Here is an 18,735-nt window from a genome sequence, read left to right on the forward strand (position 1 = left end):
TCCTCCTACCTTAGCGCTTTTTAGCCTTTTTATCGGCCGCATGGCCGCGATAAGTACGGGTCGGCGCGAATTCACCCAGTTTGTGACCGACCATTTCATCGGAAACAAAAACGGGAACGTGCTGACGACCATTATGGACAGCGATGGTCAAACCGATCATATTTGGAAAGACCGTTGAACGACGGGACCAAGTCCGAATTGGCTTCTTGTCTCCGCTTTCCACCGCTTTCTCTACCTTCTTCAGCAAGTGCAGGTCAATGAAGGGACCTTTCTTGAGAGAACGTGGCATGGCTTATCCTCTAATTATTTTTTACTACGGCGACGTACGATGAACTTATCAGTACGCTTGTTGCTACGGGTCTTCTTACCTTTGGTTTGAACGCCCCACGGAGTTACCGGGTGCTTACCAAAGTTACGACCTTCACCACCACCGTGTGGGTGATCTACCGGGTTCATCGCCGTACCGCGAACGGTAGGACGAATACCACGCCAACGACTAGCACCTGCTTTACCCAGCACACGCAGCATGTGTTCAGCGTTACCGACTTCACCTAAGGTGGCGCGGCAATCAGCTTGAACTTTGCGCATTTCGCCGGAGCGCAGACGCAGAGTAACGTAGGAACCGTCACGAGCAACGATCTGAACGTATGCACCAGCAGAACGAGCCAATTGGCCGCCTTTACCTGGTTTCATTTCTACGTTATGAACCGTTGAACCAACTGGGATGTTACGCATAGGCAGGGTGTTACCTGCTTTAATTGCAGCATCAACGCCAGATTGAATCTGGTCACCAGCTTTCAGGCCTTTTGGCGCCAGGATATAACGGCGTTCGCCGTCTTTGTACAGAACCAGCGCGATATTCGCGGAACGGTTCGGATCGTACTCCAGACGCTCAACCACAGCAGGGATACCATCTTTGTTGCGTTTGAAGTCAACCAGACGATAATGTTGCTTGTGGCCACCACCGATATGACGGGTAGTGATACGGCCATTGTTGTTACGGCCACCGCTTTTGCTTAATTTCTCAAGCAACGGGGCATAAGGCTTACCCTTATGCAACTCCTGGTTAACCACTTTAACAACGTGGCGACGACCCGGAGATGTAGGTTTACATTTAACAATTGCCATTGTTTTACTCCTCCGACTTACTCTGCGCCGCCGATGAAGTCCAGGTTCTGGCCTTCTTTCAGGGTGACGTAAGCTTTTTTCCAGTCGCTACGACGACCAACACGCTGACCGTGACGCTTACTCTTGCCTTTAACCAGCAAGGTGTTAACGTCTTCGACTTCGACTTCAAACAGTTTCTGCACTGCAGCTTTAATTTCTGCTTTGGTCGCGTCTTTGGCAACTTTGAGAACGATGGTGTTATTCTTTTCCATCGCAGCGGACGCTTTTTCAGATACATGCGGCGCGCGCAGTACTTTCAGCAGACGTTCTTCACGAATCATGCCAGCATCTCCTCAACTTGCTTCACAGCATCAGCAGTCATAACCACTTTGTCGAAGGCGATCAGGCTAACTGGGTCGATACCGGCTACATCGCGAACGTCAACCTTGTACAGGTTGCGAGCTGCCAAGAACAAGTTCTCGTCCAGTTCACCCGTTACGATCAGCACATCTTCCAGAGCCATATCTTTCAGTTTCTGCGCCAGCAACTTAGTTTTAGGTGCTTCAACAGAAAACTTTTCGACAATGATCAGACGATCTTGACGTACCAATTCGGACAGAATGCTTTTCAGCGCGCCGCGGTACATCTTTTTATTTACTTTCTGACTGTGATCCTGAGGCTTCGCAGCAAAGGTCACACCACCTGAACGCCAGATTGGGCTCTTTACAGAACCTGCACGCGCACGGCCGGTGCCTTTCTGGCGCCACGGTTTCTTACCGGAACCTGTTACTTCAGCACGGGTCTTCTGAGCACGAGTACCTTGACGGGCACCTGCTGCGTAAGCAACAACAACCTGATGTACAAGCGCTTCATTGAAATCACGCCCGAAGGTAGTTTCGGAAACAGTCAGCGCGCCTTGCGCGTCTTTCATTACCAATTCCATTCCTATCTCCTCGACGTTACGCCTTGACAGCCGGTTTTACGATCAGGTTGCCACCGGTTGCTCCCGGTACAGCGCCCTTGACCAGCAGTAGGTTGCGCTCAGCGTCAACACGTACTACATCCAGGCTTTGAACAGTTACACGTTCATCACCCATATGGCCTGCCATTTTCTTGCCTTTAAACACTTTGCCCGGAGTCTGGTTCTGACCGATAGAACCCGGAGCGCGGTGAGACAAGGAGTTACCATGGGTAGCATCTTGGGTACGGAAGTTCCAGCGCTTAACAGTACCGGCAAAACCTTTACCTTTAGACGTACCTGTAACGTCGACTTTCTTAACGTCTGCAAAAATTTCGACGCTAATTTCTTGACCAGCAGTGAATTCTTGACCTTCTGGAAGGCGGAATTCCCACAGACCACGGCCAGCTTCTACGCCAGCTTTAGCGAAATGACCCGCTTCTGGTTTAGTAACGCGGTTAGCTTTTTTAGCACCGGTAGTTACTTGCACAGCACGGTATCCGTCGTTCTCCAGGCTTTTGACCTGAGTTACGCGGTTCGCTTCAATTTCGATAACAGTTACTGGGATTGAAACGCCATCTTCAGTGAAGATACGCGTCATGCCCACTTTCTTACCGACTAAACCAATCATTGTTTCAACCTCTCAATCGCTCAATGACCTGATTAACCCAGGCTGATCTGCACGTCTACACCGGCAGCCAGATCCAGACGCATCAGAGCATCAACGGTTTTCTCGGTTGGCTCAACGATGTCAACTAGACGCTTGTGAGTGCGAATCTCGTACTGATCGCGCGCATCTTTATTGACGTGCGGAGAGATCAGAACGGTAAAGCGCTCTTTGCGAGTTGGCAGCGGGATCGGACCACGAACCTGCGCACCAGTGCGCTTGGCAGTCTCGACGATTTCCGCAGTTGATTGATCGATCAAACGATGATCAAACGCTTTCAGGCGGATACGGATTCTTTGGTTCTGCATGAGACCAGAGCTCCAATTATTTATAAACGTAAATGATTACTCCTCGCACCCATTTCGATTGATGGGGGAGTGTAATCGTTCAACATATAACCCCCATATCGGGAGTATTGTTCAGTAACAGCACTAGGCTATGACTGACAGATTAGTTTCAATCTGGCCCACCAAGATTAGGTAGGCCCGCGCATTATACGTAAATACCAGCAGGAAGCAAGCCGGTGTTGGAAATCTATGCAAAAACTTAGCAGATAATTTAATTAAGGGGATATAAGGTTAATTTAGGCGGTAGGAATGAAAAAAAGAGTGAGTCCAAGAAGGATTCTCACTCTTTTTGACTGAATAATATCATGGTTAATAAACAAGCTATCTTGCGAGGATTTAGTCTTTTGCCAACTGCGCTTGAGAGTAGTTTTGTATACCTAAACGCTCAATCAGGCTCAGTTCTGTTTCGAGCCAGTCAATATGGCCTTCTTCGTCAGCAAGAATTTCTTTCAATAAATCGCGACTAACATAATCATGAATAGAATCAGCGTAAGCGATGCCTTCACGCAGATCCTTCGCACCGGCTAACTCAAGTGCTAAATCTGATTTCAGAATTTCCTCAACATCTTCACCAATGTTCAACTTACCCAAGTCCTGTAGGTTAGGGATACCTTCGAGGAATAAAATGCGCTCGATGTATTTATCGGCATGCTTCATTTCGTCTATGGATTCGTGATACTCCTTATCATTAAGGCGCATCAGCCCCCAGTTTTTAAACATCCGGGCATGGAGAAAATATTGATTGATGGCAACCAGCTCGTTTCCGAGTAGTTTATTAAGGTGTGCAATTATCTTTTTATCGCCTTTCATAAGTATACCCTCCGCTTCCAGTACTCAAAGTGTAGTACCAGATGGCAAAGTATGGGGAAAACTTATCCCTGCTAACTATTAGGCAACATCATTCATTTCTGGAATGTTCGCGCGCTCCTCAATCAGTATCTCTCTGGCCTGTCGGATGCACTTACCGCAGTCTGTACCAATGGGTACCAATTGACGCAGTTGTTTAATGGTATGTGGATGGTGCTGACGTACAGCTTTACGGATAACTTTGTCAGATACCGCATTACACAGGCAAACGTACATAGAGAGACTCACTTCTTGACCAGTCCCTTAAGTGTAAATAAGAATGCGTGTTATTTCAATTGAGATTATTAGCTTTATAAATAAAAAAGGGTGCCGAAGCACCCTTTATGACTTGATCAATAAAATAATTAATCAGTAAAGCAATTAAGCGATAACTTTAGCAACAACACCAGCGCCTACAGTACGGCCGCCTTCACGGATTGCGAAACGCAGGCCGTCGTCCATTGCGATTGGGTGAATCAGGGTAACAACCATGTTCACGTTATCACCAGGCATTACCATTTCAACGCCTTCTGGCAGTTCGATGGTACCGGTTACGTCAGTTGTACGGAAGTAGAACTGAGGACGGTAGCCTTTGAAGAACGGAGTATGACGGCCGCCTTCGTCTTTGCTCAGAATATAAACTTCTGAATCAAAGGTAGTGTGTGGTTTGATAGAACCTGGTTTAGCCAGAACCTGACCACGTTCGATATCTTCACGTTTGATACCACGCAGCAGAACACCAACGTTCTCACCTGCACGGCCTTCGTCCAGCAGTTTGCGGAACATTTCAACGCCAGTACAAGTAGATTTAACAGTATCTTTGATACCAACGATCTCTACTTCTTCACCAACTTTAACGATACCGCGCTCTACACGACCAGTTACAACAGTACCACGGCCTGAGATAGAGAATACGTCTTCGATTGGCAGCAAGAATGGCTTATCGATAGCACGTTCTGGCAGTGGAATATAGGTATCCAATGCTTCAGCCAGTTCGATAATTTTTGCTTCCCACTCAGGAACGCCTTCCAGTGCTTTCAGAGCTGAGCCCTTGATTACTGGAATGTCGTCGCCTGGGAAATCGTAAGCAGAAAGAAGTTCACGAACTTCCATTTCTACCAGTTCCAGCAGCTCTTCATCGTCAACCATGTCACATTTGTTCATGAATACGATCATGTATGGAACGCCAACCTGGCGACCCAACAGGATGTGCTCACGAGTCTGTGGCATAGGACCGTCAGTTGCAGCAACAACCAAGATCGCGCCGTCCATCTGAGCAGCACCGGTGATCATGTTTTTAACGTAGTCGGCGTGTCCTGGGCAGTCAACGTGCGCATAGTGACGAGTCGGGGTGTCATATTCAACGTGAGAAGTGTTGATGGTGATACCACGAGCTTTTTCTTCTGGTGCGTTATCGATCTGATCGAAAGCACGAGCGCTACCGCCGTAGGTTTTAGCCAGAACGGTGGTGATTGCTGCAGTCAGGGTAGTTTTACCATGGTCAACGTGGCCGATAGTACCTACGTTTACATGGGGTTTGTTACGTTCAAATTTTTCTTTAGACACGACTATATTCCTTACTCTTGTGCTCTCCCACTTATGAGAGAGCACTGGATCATTGTTTTAAACCCGAAAGCTTATTTGCCACGGGCTTCGATAACGGCTTTAGCGACGTTACTAGGTGCTTCAGCATACTCCAGGAATTCCATGGAGTAAGAAGCACGGCCCTGAGTCTGAGAACGCAGGTCAGTAGCATAACCGAACATTTCAGACAACGGAACCTTGACGCGAACGGTTTTACCGGTAGCAGTATCTTCCATACCTTCGATGATACCGCGACGACGGTTAAGGTCGCCCATTACGTCACCCATGTAATCTTCAGGGGTTTCGACTTCAACCTTCATTATTGGCTCAAGCAGAACTGGTTTAGCTCGTTTGAAACCTTCTTTAAAGGCGATAGAACCGGCTAATTTAAATGCCAATTCTGAGGAGTCAACGTCATGGTAAGAACCGTAGTGCAGACGGATTTTAACGTCAACAACCGGATAACCAGCCAGAGGACCGGATTTCAGTTGTTCCTGGATACCTTTATCAACAGCAGGGATGAACTCTTTAGGGATAGAACCACCAACGATTTCGTTGACGAATTCATATCCAGCGCCACCCGGTGGTAACGGAGACATGTCGATAACAACATGACCGTACTGACCACGACCGCCTGACTGCTTAGCGTGCTTACCTTCCACGTCCTTAACGGTATCGCGGATAGTTTCACGGTATGCAACCTGAGGTTTACCGACGTTTGCTTCCACGTTAAATTCGCGGCGCATACGGTCAACCAGGATATCCAAGTGCAACTCACCCATACCAGCGATGATAGTCTGACCAGATTCTTCGTCAGTCCACACGCGGAATGATGGATCTTCTTTTGCCAGACGACCCAGAGCCATACCCATTTTTTCTTGGTCGGCTTTGGTTTTTGGTTCAACGGCAACAGAGATTACTGGTTCTGGGAACTCCATACGTTCCAAGATGATCGGACTAGCTGGGTCACACAGGGTGTCACCCGTCGTCACGTCTTTCAGACCGATCGCTGCTGCGATGTCGCCAGCACGAACTTCTTTGATCTCTTCACGTTTGTTAGCGTGCATCTGTACGATACGGCCCAGACGCTCACGCTGTGAACGCACTGAGTTCAACACGGTGTCACCGGAGTTAACCACACCAGAGTACACACGGAAGAACGTCAGGTTACCCACAAACGGGTCGGTAGCAATTTTGAATGCCAATGCAGAGAACGGCTCTTTGTCGTCTGAATGACGAACAGCCGGAGTATCTTTACCATCGTCCAAAATACCGTTGATTGCTTCAACGTCAGTTGGTGCTGGCAGATAGTCGATAACTGCATCGAGCATTGCCTGTACGCCTTTGTTTTTAAACGCAGAACCACAGGTAACCAAGATAACTTCGTTGCGCAGAACACGTTGACGCAGAGCTTTCTTGATTTCGACTTCGGTCAGCTCTTCGCCGCCCAAGTATTTGTCCATCAGCTCTTCAGACGCTTCTGCAGCAGACTCAACCAGATTCTGGTGCCATTCAGCAGCCAGCTCAACCATATCAGCAGGGATCTCTTCGTATTCGAAGGTCACGCCCTGATCAGCTTCGTTCCAGTTGATCGCTTTCATTTTCACCAGGTCGATAATACCGGTGAATTTCTCTTCCGCGCCGATTGCCAGTTGCAATGGAACTGGTGTCGCGCCCAGACGAGATTTAATCTGACCAACAACTTTCAGGAAGTTAGCACCCATGCGGTCCATTTTGTTAACGAACGCAATGCGTGGAACTTTATATTTATTAGCCTGACGCCATACGGTCTCAGACTGTGGCTGAACACCACCAACTGCACAGTAAACCATTACCGCGCCGTCAAGAACACGCATGGAACGTTCTACTTCGATGGTGAAGTCAACGTGCCCAGGGGTGTCAATGATATTGACGTGATGTGGTTCGTACTGTTTAGCCATACCAGACCAGAAGCAGGTAGTAGCCGCAGAAGTAATGGTAATACCACGCTCCTGCTCCTGTTCCATCCAGTCCATGGTGGCTGCGCCGTCATGAACTTCACCGATCTTATGGTTTACACCGGTGTAAAACAGGATACGTTCGGTAGTGGTTGTCTTACCGGCGTCGATGTGGGCGCTGATACCGATATTACGATAGCGCTCAATGGGTGTTTTACGAGCCATTTGATTCCTCTATTGCCTTAGGCGTTCATTCGGTTAACCATGCGGGTTGACTGTTAAAGCGCCCGCATGGTTAGCATAGCTACTGCGTGGTAATTACCAGCGGTAGTGCGCGAACGCCTTGTTAGCTTCGGCCATACGGTGAACGTCTTCACGTTTCTTAACAGCAGAACCTTTGTTCTCTGCTGCGTCAGACAGTTCATTCGCCAAGCGCAAAGCCATGGATTTATCACCGCGTTTACGAGCAGCATCAACGATCCAACGCATTGCCAAGGCATTACGACGAACCGGACGAACTTCAACTGGTACCTGATAAGTAGAACCACCAACGCGGCGAGACTTAACTTCGACAGTCGGGCGCACGTTATCCAGAGCTACTTCGAAAGCTTCCAGAAAATCTTTACCAGAACGCTGAGCCAGGGTTTCCAGCGCGGTATAGACGATTGCTTCTGCAGTAGATTTTTTACCATCTACCATCAGGATATTTACAAATTTAGCCAGCAATTCAGATCCGAACTTAGGATCTGGCAAAATTTTACGCTGACCAATTACACGACGACGTGGCATGGAAATACTCCGTTGTTAATTCAGGGTTGTCCAAAACTCTAAGAGTTTATTTTGACATTAATGTGAAAATGTTTGGCCTTACTTAACGGAGAACCATTAAGCCTTTGGCTTCTTCACGCCGTACTTAGAACGTGATTGCTTACGGTCTTTAACACCTGAGCAGTCAAGCGCGCCGCGAACGGTGTGGTAACGCACACCTGGCAAGTCTTTTACACGACCGCCACGGATCAGGATCACGGAGTGTTCCTGTAGGTTATGACCTTCACCGCCGATGTAGGAGGTGACTTCAAAACCGTTAGTTAAACGCACACGGCAAACTTTACGCAGTGCGGAGTTAGGTTTTTTCGGGGTGGTAGTATATACGCGGGTACATACACCACGTTTCTGCGGGCATGCTTCCAGCGCAGGAACGTTGCTTTTAGCAACCTTCATGCTGCGTGGCTTGCGAACCAGCTGGTTAATCGTTGCCATTATTAAAAAAGCTCCTGGTTTTTTGCTTCGTAAACACGTGATAAATCCCCCTCGTTTGCACGACTGGCAGAGAACGAGGACGCAGAATTTTATGGCTGACTATCTAAGGTGTCAAGAAATATACAGCATTGACTGCATTACCATGCCAGTTGTTGCTGATGTTTTAGGGTCAAATCCACGAAGTGAGTATAGCCGATTAGCGTCGCGCTGTCTGAAATTTGACCAGACAAACCACGTGCAATAACGTCATCTTCTAACACAAAGAAGGAAGCTGGGTTATTTAACAATAGCTTAAGACTTTCACTGTTTTTCAAAACAGTCATAACACCATCTTGCAGAAAGAGAATCTCATCTTCGGATGTGACTAATCTCAGCAAAGCAGATAAATCGCAACGATAAGGAGAATGACTGACGGTATACAGCATTATAGCGACCCAAATCCCATTAAAAAGTCAGCACAACATCATAAGTTGCCAGTTGGCGGTGTAAATTTACCGGAGATAATACCTCGACATCAAGGATCCAGTTCGTCACACCACTCAACCCACGTTGCTCTATTGAGGCTTCGCAGATATAACAATTCTCAACATCGTACAGGGGTAAGACACCGAAAGTGGCAATATAGTTTCTGGCGAGAATGATTTCCGGTTGTTGTTGCGGTAATAGCTGCAAAACACCATCTGACAGAAAGAATACGCCTAAATCTTCGCTCAATGCCGATGTAGCCAGTAAGGCATCCAACCCTTCCCGCCCCGCCGAATTGCCGTGCGGACCTTGGGTGAAAACAAACGCGACACGGTTCATTGCCATTAAAATTGCACCATCCGGTCACACGTCAATGCAGCTTCAGCTAACGCACCCAAGCCCGTTAAGGTAAAACCCGGTTGCAGATTTGCCACAGCCAAATTGAGTTGGTTAGCTTCGTGTTGGTCGGTTACACCACGGCGCAATGCCGCCGCTACACATACATTCAACATAACAGCATGCTTAGCCGCCAATTGCTGCCATGCCCTTACCAAGTCAAATTCGTCACTGGCTGGGGCGGTCAAGTGGTTCGCATTCAGCACACCTTCGCGGTAAAAGAAAACACTGACCAAGTGATGACCTGAATTTATGAGGGCTTGCGCGAATTGATAGGCACTGCTGGCCTGCTGCGTACCATAAGCAGGCCCGGTGACCATAAGACAATATCTTTTCACGCCAGGCATTAACGGTCGTGCCCTACAAGGTCGCCACTTTTGAATTGGCGAATGTAGAGATAGACGGTGTGCTTAGAGATATTAAGCCGTTCAGCAACCTGATTAATGGCATCTTTGATATCAAAAATGCCCTTTTCATAAAGATTAAGTACCACTTGGCGGTTTTTCGCATTGTTAGAAACATTGCGGTCCGCATTGACTTCTTCGATAGTAAATTCAAGTGTTTGTGCCACCAAATCATCAACGGATGAGGCAAAGTTAACCGAAGAAGCAACCTCCTGCGTTTCCGGCGGCATAAACGTCTGGATGATTTGTGAGAAAGGCACATCCAGATTCATGTTGATACACAGCAAGCCAATAACACGCTGGTCACGGTTACGGATAGCGATAGTGACTGATTTCATCAGCACACCACTCTTGGCTCGGGTGAAATAAGCTCTTGAAACACTGCTGTCAGCACCAGCCATATCGTGCAACATCCGCAGAGCCAAGTCTGTTATCGGTGAGCCAATTTGCCTTCCCGTGTGTTCGCCATTCGCAATTCTTACCGCAGAGCTTTTCAGATCTTCCAGTGAGTGCAGGACAATTTCACAGTGGCCGCCAATAAGCATAGCTAAGCCATCAACGACGGCTTCGTATGATTTTAGTATTTCATGGTCCGTCTGACTGAACGGACGTTCATCCAGTAAATCCAGTTCACTGGTTTCGCTACTGAGAAGCGAATTAGACATCGAAGACACCATCCTCTAGGTAAAGCCTGTCTCAATATCGTTGGCAGACTCATAACTCAATATCTTAGATTTTAAGTCTAGCAAATATGCTGAGATAAAATCCTTGTGTTTACACGTGATATTGACGTTAAGCCCACAAGCCATAAACCGTCAAGTTATCAACGAACAGAAGTGAAAATTGATAGATGTGCCGCAAAAAAAAACCGCCACGACAATGATCGCAGCGGTTATAAGCAGAACCGGGGAACTAAGCTAAATTACTTCTTCGCTTTTTCGCCCGCAGCTACTGCTGGTTGTTCTTCTGGCGCATCAGCTTTAGGCGCGGCTTTCACATCCAGCAGCTCTACATCGAACACCAGAGTAGAGTTAGCTGGGATACCTGGGACGCCAGTTTTGCCGTAAGCCAACTCTGGTGGAATAACCAGCGTGATCTTGCCGCCTTTCTTGATTTGCTTCAGGCCTTCAGTCCAACCAGGGATAACACCGTCCAGGCGGAAGGATAATGGCTCACCACGCTTGTAGGAGTTATCAAACTCAGTTCCGTCAGTCAGTGTCCCTTTGTAGTTAACTACAACGGTATCGCTGTCTTTCAGTGCATCACCCGTACCGGCTTTCTCAACTTTGTACAGTAGACCAGATGCGGTTTTCTTCACGTCTTTTTCTTTAGCGAAAGTATCGCGATACTTGGTGCCTTTATCGGCATTTTCTTTAGCGTCTTGCTCCATTTTTGCTTGAGCAGAGGCTTTTACGCGCGCTTCAAAACCTTGTAGGGTTTTTTCAATTTCTTCGTCGGTCAGTTTGCTTTTGCTGGCAAAAGCATCTTGTACACCGGCGATCAACTGGTCTTTATCCAGTTTAATGCCCAGTTTTTCTTGTTCTTTCAGGGAATTATCCATGTAACGCCCCAATGATGCGCCTAATGCATAAGCAGATTGCTGGTCATCATTTTTAAATGCGCTATTTGTCGTTGCTGGCGCGGCTGCGGTTTTGGCTGCTTCAGCAGCGAAAGTAGCAGAGGTATTCAGGGTCAGCGCCATGGTGGTAGCCAGTAGCGTTACTTTAAACAGTGATTTCATCCATTTCTCCATTGGCTTAAGGACTCTACCCCAAGCAACGATTTTAAGAGTAACTTGTACTATAACTGTCTGTGTGAACACAAAACAATCTCAATACTTATGCTATTAAGTGATATTAAGACTTTTTTTACTACAATAAGTTTCGTTTTTATAGATATCTTGACCCTCACAGGGTAATCACATGCTTTTACAGGTAGAATCTAGCCTGTCCTGCCATTTTAGCTAAACTGCTACCGAGCGGATAATGCCCAAAAGGTATAGCTTGCAGTTGCACCAAGTGTAGCTGCATCGTTTGCAGTAATGAGAGGAAATAAGATGGAACAGTCCCTGTTTGAGCAACGCCTCGAAATGCTGGAAAGCCGTCTGGCATTTCAGGAAGTGACGATTGAGGAACTCAACTTGATCGTGACAGAACATCAGATGGAAATGACCAAACTGCGGGAGCATCTGCGTTTGTTGACCGATAAATTGCGGGAGTCTCAGTCGTCCATGATGGCCTCGCCAGCAGAAGAGACACCGCCACCGCACTATTAACGCAGATAGCAAAAAGCCAGCCGCAAGGCTGGCTTTTGACTGACAGAGTCAGATATTAGTGACAGCCACAGCCGCCTTTACCACAACCACCTTTGCCATGTTCATGGCCGTGCTCACTCTCATCGTGGTCATGACCATGACCACCGCAGCAACCATCACCGTGTTCGTGGTGATGATCATGCTCACCATGTACGTGACCATGCTGTAGCTCTTCTTCTGTTGCTTCACGGATAGCAACCACGTCAACGTGGAAGTTCAGATCCTGACCCGCCAGCATGTGGTTACCATCAACCACGACGTGCTCATCTTCAACAGCAGTGATTTCTACCGGTACTGGACCTTGATCGGTATCAGCCAGGAAACGCATGCCAACTTCCAGCTCGTCAACGCCCATAAAGACGTCTTTCGGTACGCGCTGCACCAGATTTTCATCATAGCTGCCGTAGCCTTCGTCTGCATTCACACGCACGTCAAAGCTGTCGCCAGCCTCATGACCTTCGAGCGCGTTTTCCAAACCAGCGATCAGGGAACCGTGTCCGTGTAGGTAGTCCAACGGCGCACTCACCGGAGACTCATCAACTAAAACACCGTCTTCTGTACGTACCTGGTAAGCCAGGCTGACCACCAAGTCTTTTGCTACTTTCATGATATCTCCTACCCTTGGAACAAAAATTGGCACAGATTGTAGCTGAAATCTGCACCGCTGTACCCACCAGCATAAAAAATCGCGAAGGATAACGCTACTCTGGATGGAAAATACCGATCACTTGTTCATGCGGGCGGACGTGCTGATTGACCTGTTCATCAGTCTGGCGTTGATGGTGACCACACTTGACACACTCCACCACCTCCACATGATCTTCACGCCATAAAGCCAAGGTATCCAATGCCTTACATTTTGGACAAACCGCGCCAGCAATAAACCTTTTACGTGTTTTTGTCTTATTAAGAGCACTTGTCATCGCTTTCTCCGACATTATTCGTATTCATCCCACCCATCTAATTGCCGACTTTCATGTAGCATTTCTCGCTGGAAAATATCTTCCAGTTCACGGCGGGCCTCTTTAACTCTGGAGATTTGCGCCACATCACCATGATGCTGCGGCACCAATTCACGCAGCATACGCATATCAAGGCGGCGGAAATGTTGTTGCGCCCGATAAGCTTGATGTGGATGCATCCCCAATCCTAATAGCGTTTTGCGCCCCAACTCCAGCGCACTGGAGAAAGTCTCACGGGTGAAGTCTTTGACGCCATTTTGCAGCAGTTCATGTGCTTCCACACGCCCTCTGGCACGAGCCAGAATGTGCAAATCAGGGAAATGCTGTTGGCACAGATGCACCAACGTCATGGTATCTTCCGGCTCATTACAGGTGATAACGATAGCTTTGGCTTTTTCCGCACCGGCGGCGCGCAGCAACTCCAATTCGGTAGCATCACCGTAATACACTTTGTAACCGTATTTACGCATCACACTCACTGCACTGACATCACGCTCCAGCACAGTAATGCGCATTTTGTTCGCCATCAGTAAGCGGCCAATCACCTGACCGAACCGCCCGAAACCAACAATAATCACCTGTGGATCATTATCTTCCACAAACGGCTTCTCATCACTCTCTTCCTGCGCGTTATAACGGCGGATCAGAATGCGATCGATAACCTGCATCAATAGTGGTGTCGTCATCATCGACAGCGTAACCACCACCAGCAGCAATGCCAATTGTTCAGCATTTAGCACATGTTGAGAGAATGCGGCGGAGAACAACACAAAGGCAAACTCGCCCCCCTGACTGAGTACGCCAGCAAATTGCAAGCGCACCGAACGGCGCAGACCAAATGTACGCGCTAGGCCATACAACACGCTACCTTTGATAAATACCAGTGCTAACACGCCAAGGAGGATGTCCAGCAGATGAGTGAACAATACGCCAATGTTCAGCGCCATTCCGACCGAAATAAAGAACAATCCGAGCAATAACCCTTTAAAAGGTTCGATAGCAATTTCCAGTTCATGTTGGAATTCACTTTCAGCCAGTAATATCCCGGCGATAAATGTTCCTAGCGCCATCGATAGGCCCAATGCATCCATAAACAATGCAGAACCTAATACCACTAGCAATGCAGCGGCAGTAAAAACCTCCCGCACGCCAGAGGCAACGATATAGCGGAACAGTGGGCGCAGCAGATAGCGGCCACCAATTAACATGCCAGCAAACGCGGCAACTTTCAGACCAATCCTGGCCCAATCGTTAGCGCCACCCCCGCCCCCTGCCAGAATCGGAATCAATGCCAAAGCAGGTATAACCGCCATATCCTGGAACAATAACACCGAGAATCCGAGCTGCCCGCCTTCGTTGCGGTTCATGCCTTTTTCCCGCATTAGCTGCAATGCCATCGCTGTCGAGGACATCGCCAAACCAATGCCACCAATAACCGCCGCCTGCCAGGCGAATTGGGTGAAATAGAGCAAAGCCCCCAATACCGCAGCCGTAATCACTACCTGACACGCACCGACACCAAAAATAGAGCGCCGCAACTGCCATAGCTTGGCTGGATTTAACTCCAGACCAATGATAAACATCAAAAACACCACACCCAGCTCGGAGAAGTGCAGTATTTCGTCAACATCACGAATAAACCCCAAACCCCATGGGCCGATGGCGATACCGGCTATCAGGTAGCCCAACACCGCACCAATACCGAGGCGTTGGGCAATAGGAACCGCAACCACAGCGGCAAATAAAAATAATAAAATGGCAGTAAGTAGCGCTGAGCCTTCCATATATCAGTGCCCTCCTGTAGGCAGCGGTGACTGCAACCACTGCATATAAGCTTGCGCATGGCTGGCAAGGACTTCCGGTTTCTGGCGCCGCGCCCAGTAAATAATCATGGGGTTCATCCAATGCATATGGCACATAGCCGCCGTCAATTCGAAAGGGCGCAGGATATCTTCCATCGGGTAGCGGTTATAGCCTCCCACCCGATAGGCACCTTCCGGTTCACCGGTGGTAATGACCGAACGCCAGTACTTACCCGTCAGAGCGTGCCCGCCCACACCATTGGCAAAACCACGCGCTAACACTCTGTCCAACCACTCCTTCAGCAAAGCCGGGCAACTGTAGGTGTAGAGGGGATGTTGAAATACAATAACTTGATGCTCACGTAGCAATTGCTGCTCATGGTGAATATCAATAAAGAAATCCGGATAATGTGCATAAAGATCGTGCACAGTAACATGTTCTAACTGCTGCACCGGTTGCAGTAAAACCCGGTTTGCCACCGAGTCCTGTGATTCCGGATGGGCATACAGCAGCAAAACCTTCGGTGGCTGCGACATCATTCCCCTCCAAAGCGTCGTCAGGGTCCGGTTTTTCCGTTACCATACTTCGCAAAGACCAAAAATAGGGCACTAAATACCCTGTTTACCTTAATACCATGACAATTTAACATACGGCACTCTATGATTGTTTTTTCTTCGCTTCAAATACGACGTGGTACCCGCGTCTTGCTGGACAACGCTACAGCAACGATTAATCCTGGCCAAAAGGTCGGGCTGGTCGGCAAAAACGGATGTGGTAAATCCACCCTGCTGGCGTTGCTCAAAGGCGAACTGAGCGCCGATGGGGGCAATGCCACTTTCCCCAGTAACTGGGCACTGGCCTGGGTTAATCAGGAAACCCCGGCACTGGATATTCCGGCGATAGAGTATGTTATCGACGGGGATCGCGAATATCGCCAATTGGAGGCCGAACTTCAGGCCGCTAATGAAAAAAACGATGGTCATGCCATTGCCACCGTGCACGGTAAACTTGATGCCATCCAGGCCTGGACGATTCAGTCCCGTGCCGCCAGTTTGCTACACGGACTGGGGTTTTCTCAAGATCAATTACAACAACCGGTACGTTCATTTTCCGGCGGCTGGCGCATGCGCCTTAACCTGGCCCAAGCGCTGGTTTGCCGCTCTGATTTGCTGCTACTGGATGAACCAACCAACCACTTGGATTTAGATGCGGTTATCTGGCTGGAAAAGTGGCTGAAAAGCTATTCTGGTACGCTGGTATTAATTTCTCATGACCGCGATTTCCTTGATCCTATTATCGATAAGATTTTGCATATTGAACAGCAGACGCTGAATGAATATACCGGTAACTATTCATCTTTCGAACGCCAGCGAGCGACCAAGCTCGCTCAGCAGCAATCGATGTATCAGCATCAGCAAGAAAAAGTGGCGCATTTACAGAGCTATATCGATCGCTTCCGTGCCCAGGCGACTAAAGCCAAGCAAGCCCAGAGCCGCATCAAGATGCTTGAGCGGATGGAACTGATTGCACCCGCCCATGTGGATAATCCGTTCCACTTCAGCTTCCGCACACCAGAAAGCTTGCCGGATCCCTTGCTTCGCATGGAGAAAGTGAGCGCAGGCTACGGCGATCGTACGATTTTGCAGTCCATTAAGCTCAATCTGGTACCCGGTTCGCGCATCGGTCTATTGGGGCGCAATGGTGCCGGTAAATCCACGCTGATTAAGTTACTGGCTGGCACATTAGAGCCACAAAGCGGTGAGATTGGTTTATCCAAAGGGATTAAGTTGGGTTACTTCGCCCAGCATCAGTTGGAATTTTTGCGTGCGGATGAATCGCCGCTACAGCACATGAGCCGCCAGGCGCCCAAAGAGTCGGAACAACAACTGCGCGACTATTTAGGTGGCTACGGTTTTCAGGGCGATCAGGTTACTGACCCAACGGCCCGCTTCTCCGGCGGTGAAAAGGCGCGTTTGGTACTGGCACTGATTATCTGGCAGCGCCCTAACCTATTGCTGCTCGATGAGCCAACCAACCACCTTGATCTTGATATGCGTCAGGCGCTGACCGAAGCCTTAATTGATTTTGAAGGCGCATTGGTGGTGGTTTCCCATGACCGTCATTTACTGCGTTCCACTACCGATGACCTTTATCTGGTGCATGATGGCAAAGTGGAACAGTTCGACGGCGATTTAGAAGATTATCAGCAGTTCTTGGTGGACGCGCAGCGCCAGCAAAGCCAGCAGGATAATCCGGCAAAAGAGTTGTCCGGTAACAGTGCCCAACAGCGTAAAGATCAAAAACGCCGAGAAGCGGAGTTCCGAACCCAGACTCAGCCATTGCGTAAGCAAATTATGACGCTAGAAAAACAGATGGATAAGCTCAGTACCGAGTTGGCGGTCATTGAAGAGCGATTAGCTGATTCTGCCTTATATGATATTGCACGTAAGGCTGATTTGACCCAATGTTTACAGCAGCAGACACAAGTGAAAACCAAACTTGAAGAGACTGAAATGCAATGGCTAGATGCTCAGGAGCAGTTGGAGAGCCTCACCAAGATATTTGAAGCGGGATAACCCGCCTTTCAGAAAACGCCTGTATTAAGGATAATAAGGTCATGACTAATAAGGATATTAGCGTGGTGGTGCCGGTTTTTAATTGTGCCGCTTACCTCACACAACTATTGGATTCATTGTTCAAACAGTCCGGTGTGTCATTGGAAATCATCGCCGTCAATGATGGTTCGACCGATGACAGCCTGGCGATATTGGCAGACGCTGCGCGCCGTGATCCACGGCTGGTCATTGTTAATCAAGCCAATCAGGGGCTTTCTGCCGCCAGGAATGCCGGAATCGCGCGGGCAACCGCACCCTGGCTTGCTTTTGTTGATGGGGACGACTGGCTGGCCTCTGAGGCTTTATCGACCTGGTTACAGCAGGCCAATCGGCAACAATTGGATTTACTGATAGGTAATGGTTTTACATTTACCGCTGATCCCCACCTCACGCCCAGCCGCCCCTTATTACATAAACAGCCGTGGAGCGAGATACTCAGCGGCCAGCAATGGGTTATCCGCAGTATTGAACACAATGAATGGCCACATTATGTGTGGCTACAATTGGTTCGGCGCGAACTGGTCACTGCCCATCAACTGGCATTTATCCCTGAAATGCTACATGAAGATATTCTGTGGACCACTCATCTGGCACTTGTCGTACAGCGTGTCGGTTTCTGCGATACGCCATTTTATGGTTATCGCACCAATCCACACTCCATCACCCACTCTCCGTCACCCCAAGCCTTGTTGGCTCGCGCCCATAGCTATCTTAAAATTATTAACGCACTGGTTAATCTTTCTGCCACGCAACAACCGCCGTTATGCCGTGCGCTGTTACGTCACGCGAATCAAGAGAGCGGCCATCTTTTCGGATTGATGCGTAAGAGATTGCCCCCGTCACCAGAACGTTCGGCACTCGCGGCTGAGTTTAGGGCATTAGGTTTAGCCAAAGCGCTGTTTCAGGGCGCTGGCAATATCAGTGAGTTTTGGCGAGCGGTACGTTTTTCAGTCACTCTATGGCGTTATGCGCAGCAGAAGCATTCATTATCAAAATAGATCTCAATTTTACGTTTATTTTTGTTATTACTCAGGAAATTTTAATGTTTAATAAGACATAAAATTATTTCT

General features: G+C 48.5%; 24 protein-coding genes. 3 read left to right on the top strand and 21 right to left on the bottom strand.

Annotation, left to right across the window (positions count from 1 at the left end; all coding sequences use genetic code 11):
* Nucleotides 1-10 precede the first annotated feature (10 nt).
* The 17 genes from rpsS to fkpA all read right to left on the bottom strand — a co-directional run bounded on the left by rpsS (nucleotide 11) and on the right by fkpA (nucleotide 11,712).
* Complete coding sequence (gene rpsS, locus EL015_RS19995) at nucleotides 11-289, bottom strand: 30S ribosomal protein S19 (RefSeq protein ID WP_002213430.1); 279 nt, start codon at nucleotides 287-289, stop codon at nucleotides 11-13.
* Nucleotides 290-303: 14 nt separating this feature from the next.
* A complete protein-coding gene (gene rplB, locus EL015_RS20000) occupies nucleotides 304-1,128 on the bottom strand; it encodes a 50S ribosomal protein L2 (RefSeq protein ID WP_005186240.1) in 825 nt (274 codons plus the stop codon).
* 17 nt (nucleotides 1,129-1,145) lie between these two features.
* Nucleotides 1,146-1,448 carry a 50S ribosomal protein L23 gene (gene rplW / locus EL015_RS20005; RefSeq protein WP_005159841.1) on the bottom strand — a complete coding sequence of 101 codons (303 nt, stop codon included), beginning with the start codon at nucleotides 1,446-1,448 and terminating at the stop codon, nucleotides 1,146-1,148.
* A complete protein-coding gene (gene rplD, locus EL015_RS20010; RefSeq protein ID WP_004702326.1) occupies nucleotides 1,445-2,050 on the bottom strand; it encodes a 50S ribosomal protein L4 in 606 nt (201 codons plus the stop codon). The genes rplW and rplD overlap by 4 nt, the downstream gene beginning before the upstream one ends.
* 16 nt (nucleotides 2,051-2,066) lie before the next feature.
* The gene (gene rplC, locus EL015_RS20015; RefSeq protein WP_005186238.1) at nucleotides 2,067-2,696 is read right to left on the bottom strand and encodes a 50S ribosomal protein L3; all 630 of its coding nucleotides are present in this window, start codon (nucleotides 2,694-2,696) and stop codon (nucleotides 2,067-2,069) included.
* Between the two features lie 32 nt (nucleotides 2,697-2,728).
* On the bottom strand, nucleotides 2,729-3,040 hold the full coding sequence (gene rpsJ, locus EL015_RS20020) for a 30S ribosomal protein S10 (protein WP_001181005.1): 312 nt from the start codon (nucleotides 3,038-3,040) through the stop codon (nucleotides 2,729-2,731).
* A gap of 375 nt (nucleotides 3,041-3,415) precedes the next feature.
* The gene (gene bfr / locus EL015_RS20025; RefSeq protein ID WP_005174628.1) at nucleotides 3,416-3,889 is read right to left on the bottom strand and encodes a bacterioferritin; all 474 of its coding nucleotides are present in this window, start codon (nucleotides 3,887-3,889) and stop codon (nucleotides 3,416-3,418) included.
* 78 nt (nucleotides 3,890-3,967) lie between these two features.
* Nucleotides 3,968-4,162, bottom strand: a complete 195-nt coding sequence (bfd, locus tag EL015_RS20030) for a bacterioferritin-associated ferredoxin (RefSeq protein ID WP_005186233.1) — start codon at nucleotides 4,160-4,162, stop codon at nucleotides 3,968-3,970.
* A gap of 144 nt (nucleotides 4,163-4,306) precedes the next feature.
* On the bottom strand, nucleotides 4,307-5,491 hold the full coding sequence (gene tuf / locus EL015_RS20035) for an elongation factor Tu (protein ID WP_005186230.1): 1,185 nt from the start codon (nucleotides 5,489-5,491) through the stop codon (nucleotides 4,307-4,309).
* 71 nt (nucleotides 5,492-5,562) lie between these two features.
* The gene (gene fusA / locus EL015_RS20045; RefSeq protein WP_005186225.1) at nucleotides 5,563-7,671 is read right to left on the bottom strand and encodes an elongation factor G; all 2,109 of its coding nucleotides are present in this window, start codon (nucleotides 7,669-7,671) and stop codon (nucleotides 5,563-5,565) included.
* A gap of 93 nt (nucleotides 7,672-7,764) precedes the next feature.
* On the bottom strand, nucleotides 7,765-8,235 hold the full coding sequence (rpsG, locus tag EL015_RS20050; protein WP_002212324.1) for a 30S ribosomal protein S7: 471 nt from the start codon (nucleotides 8,233-8,235) through the stop codon (nucleotides 7,765-7,767).
* Between the two features lie 96 nt (nucleotides 8,236-8,331).
* Nucleotides 8,332-8,706, bottom strand: coding sequence for a 30S ribosomal protein S12 (gene rpsL, locus EL015_RS20055; protein ID WP_002212323.1), 375 nt, complete (start codon nucleotides 8,704-8,706; stop codon nucleotides 8,332-8,334).
* A 137-nt stretch (nucleotides 8,707-8,843) separates the two neighbouring features.
* A complete protein-coding gene (tusB, locus tag EL015_RS20060) occupies nucleotides 8,844-9,131 on the bottom strand; it encodes a sulfurtransferase complex subunit TusB (protein WP_005186220.1) in 288 nt (95 codons plus the stop codon).
* A gap of 19 nt (nucleotides 9,132-9,150) precedes the next feature.
* A complete protein-coding gene (tusC, locus tag EL015_RS20065) occupies nucleotides 9,151-9,516 on the bottom strand; it encodes a sulfurtransferase complex subunit TusC (RefSeq protein ID WP_005186219.1) in 366 nt (121 codons plus the stop codon).
* A complete protein-coding gene (gene tusD, locus EL015_RS20070) occupies nucleotides 9,516-9,914 on the bottom strand; it encodes a sulfurtransferase complex subunit TusD (RefSeq protein WP_032906603.1) in 399 nt (132 codons plus the stop codon). Before tusD ends, tusC begins: the two co-directional genes overlap by 1 nt.
* On the bottom strand, nucleotides 9,914-10,636 hold the full coding sequence (locus tag EL015_RS20075) for a helix-turn-helix transcriptional regulator (RefSeq protein WP_032906602.1): 723 nt from the start codon (nucleotides 10,634-10,636) through the stop codon (nucleotides 9,914-9,916). The genes tusD and EL015_RS20075 overlap by 1 nt, the downstream gene beginning before the upstream one ends.
* 257 nt (nucleotides 10,637-10,893) lie before the next feature.
* Complete coding sequence (gene fkpA / locus EL015_RS20080) at nucleotides 10,894-11,712, bottom strand: FKBP-type peptidyl-prolyl cis-trans isomerase (RefSeq protein WP_032906601.1); 819 nt, start codon at nucleotides 11,710-11,712, stop codon at nucleotides 10,894-10,896.
* 315 nt (nucleotides 11,713-12,027) lie between these two features.
* Between fkpA and EL015_RS20085 the strand changes: the two genes are divergently transcribed.
* On the top strand, nucleotides 12,028-12,246 hold the full coding sequence (locus EL015_RS20085) for a protein SlyX (protein WP_005186209.1): 219 nt from the start codon (nucleotides 12,028-12,030) through the stop codon (nucleotides 12,244-12,246).
* Between the two features lie 55 nt (nucleotides 12,247-12,301).
* Here EL015_RS20085 and slyD read toward each other — a convergent pair whose 3' ends face one another.
* The 4 genes from slyD to kefG all read right to left on the bottom strand — a co-directional run bounded on the left by slyD (nucleotide 12,302) and on the right by kefG (nucleotide 15,586).
* Nucleotides 12,302-12,892 carry a peptidylprolyl isomerase gene (slyD, locus tag EL015_RS20090; protein ID WP_005186207.1) on the bottom strand — a complete coding sequence of 197 codons (591 nt, stop codon included), beginning with the start codon at nucleotides 12,890-12,892 and terminating at the stop codon, nucleotides 12,302-12,304.
* Between the two features lie 94 nt (nucleotides 12,893-12,986).
* Nucleotides 12,987-13,208, bottom strand: coding sequence for a YheV family putative zinc ribbon protein (locus tag EL015_RS20095; protein ID WP_032906619.1), 222 nt, complete (start codon nucleotides 13,206-13,208; stop codon nucleotides 12,987-12,989).
* A gap of 14 nt (nucleotides 13,209-13,222) precedes the next feature.
* A complete protein-coding gene (gene kefB, locus EL015_RS20100; protein ID WP_005186206.1) occupies nucleotides 13,223-15,031 on the bottom strand; it encodes a glutathione-regulated potassium-efflux system protein KefB in 1,809 nt (602 codons plus the stop codon).
* A 3-nt stretch (nucleotides 15,032-15,034) separates the two neighbouring features.
* Entirely contained in the window at nucleotides 15,035-15,586 is a 552-nt protein-coding gene (gene kefG, locus EL015_RS20105) for a glutathione-regulated potassium-efflux system ancillary protein KefG (protein ID WP_032906599.1), read from the bottom strand.
* A gap of 123 nt (nucleotides 15,587-15,709) precedes the next feature.
* Between kefG and EL015_RS20110 the strand changes: the two genes are divergently transcribed.
* Both EL015_RS20110 and EL015_RS20115 read left to right on the top strand, forming a co-directional pair.
* Nucleotides 15,710-17,626 (top strand): ABC transporter ATP-binding protein, encoded by a 1,917-nt coding sequence (locus tag EL015_RS20110; RefSeq protein WP_032906597.1) that lies wholly within the window; start codon nucleotides 15,710-15,712, stop codon nucleotides 17,624-17,626.
* A gap of 41 nt (nucleotides 17,627-17,667) precedes the next feature.
* The gene (locus EL015_RS20115) at nucleotides 17,668-18,663 is read left to right on the top strand and encodes a glycosyltransferase (RefSeq protein ID WP_005186203.1); all 996 of its coding nucleotides are present in this window, start codon (nucleotides 17,668-17,670) and stop codon (nucleotides 18,661-18,663) included.
* The last annotated feature ends 72 nt before the right edge of the window (nucleotides 18,664-18,735 follow it).

The sequence above is a fragment of the Yersinia intermedia genome (assembly GCF_900635455.1).
In the GTDB taxonomy this organism is placed as follows: Bacteria; Pseudomonadota; Gammaproteobacteria; order Enterobacterales; family Enterobacteriaceae; genus Yersinia; species Yersinia intermedia.

Excerpts from the sequence above, each read along its gene's own strand:
- rpsS (WP_002213430.1), bottom strand. The coding sequence starts at position 289 with ATGCCACGTTCTCTCAAGAAAGGTCCCTTCATTGACCTGCACTTGCTG.
- rplB (WP_005186240.1), bottom strand. The coding sequence starts at position 1,128 with ATGGCAATTGTTAAATGTAAACCTACATCTCCGGGTCGTCGCCACGTT.
- rplW (WP_005159841.1), bottom strand. The coding sequence starts at position 1,448 with ATGATTCGTGAAGAACGTCTGCTGAAAGTACTGCGCGCGCCGCATGTA.
- rplD (WP_004702326.1), bottom strand. The coding sequence starts at position 2,050 with ATGGAATTGGTAATGAAAGACGCGCAAGGCGCGCTGACTGTTTCCGAA.
- rplC (WP_005186238.1), bottom strand. The coding sequence starts at position 2,696 with ATGATTGGTTTAGTCGGTAAGAAAGTGGGCATGACGCGTATCTTCACT.
- rpsJ (WP_001181005.1), bottom strand. The coding sequence starts at position 3,040 with ATGCAGAACCAAAGAATCCGTATCCGCCTGAAAGCGTTTGATCATCGT.
- bfr (WP_005174628.1), bottom strand. The coding sequence starts at position 3,889 with ATGAAAGGCGATAAAAAGATAATTGCACACCTTAATAAACTACTCGGA.
- bfd (WP_005186233.1), bottom strand. The coding sequence starts at position 4,162 with ATGTACGTTTGCCTGTGTAATGCGGTATCTGACAAAGTTATCCGTAAA.
- fusA (WP_005186225.1), bottom strand. The coding sequence starts at position 7,671 with ATGGCTCGTAAAACACCCATTGAGCGCTATCGTAATATCGGTATCAGC.
- rpsG (WP_002212324.1), bottom strand. The coding sequence starts at position 8,235 with ATGCCACGTCGTCGTGTAATTGGTCAGCGTAAAATTTTGCCAGATCCT.
- rpsL (WP_002212323.1), bottom strand. The coding sequence starts at position 8,706 with ATGGCAACGATTAACCAGCTGGTTCGCAAGCCACGCAGCATGAAGGTT.
- tusB (WP_005186220.1), bottom strand. The coding sequence starts at position 9,131 with ATGCTGTATACCGTCAGTCATTCTCCTTATCGTTGCGATTTATCTGCT.
- tusC (WP_005186219.1), bottom strand. The coding sequence starts at position 9,516 with ATGGCAATGAACCGTGTCGCGTTTGTTTTCACCCAAGGTCCGCACGGC.
- tusD (WP_032906603.1), bottom strand. The coding sequence starts at position 9,914 with ATGCCTGGCGTGAAAAGATATTGTCTTATGGTCACCGGGCCTGCTTAT.
- EL015_RS20075 (WP_032906602.1), bottom strand. The coding sequence starts at position 10,636 with ATGTCTAATTCGCTTCTCAGTAGCGAAACCAGTGAACTGGATTTACTG.
- fkpA (WP_032906601.1), bottom strand. The coding sequence starts at position 11,712 with ATGAAATCACTGTTTAAAGTAACGCTACTGGCTACCACCATGGCGCTG.
- EL015_RS20085 (WP_005186209.1), top strand. The coding sequence starts at position 12,028 with ATGGAACAGTCCCTGTTTGAGCAACGCCTCGAAATGCTGGAAAGCCGT.
- slyD (WP_005186207.1), bottom strand. The coding sequence starts at position 12,892 with ATGAAAGTAGCAAAAGACTTGGTGGTCAGCCTGGCTTACCAGGTACGT.
- EL015_RS20095 (WP_032906619.1), bottom strand. The coding sequence starts at position 13,208 with ATGACAAGTGCTCTTAATAAGACAAAAACACGTAAAAGGTTTATTGCT.
- kefB (WP_005186206.1), bottom strand. The coding sequence starts at position 15,031 with ATGGAAGGCTCAGCGCTACTTACTGCCATTTTATTATTTTTATTTGCC.
- kefG (WP_032906599.1), bottom strand. The coding sequence starts at position 15,586 with ATGTCGCAGCCACCGAAGGTTTTGCTGCTGTATGCCCATCCGGAATCA.
- EL015_RS20110 (WP_032906597.1), top strand. The coding sequence starts at position 15,710 with ATGATTGTTTTTTCTTCGCTTCAAATACGACGTGGTACCCGCGTCTTG.
- EL015_RS20115 (WP_005186203.1), top strand. The coding sequence starts at position 17,668 with ATGACTAATAAGGATATTAGCGTGGTGGTGCCGGTTTTTAATTGTGCC.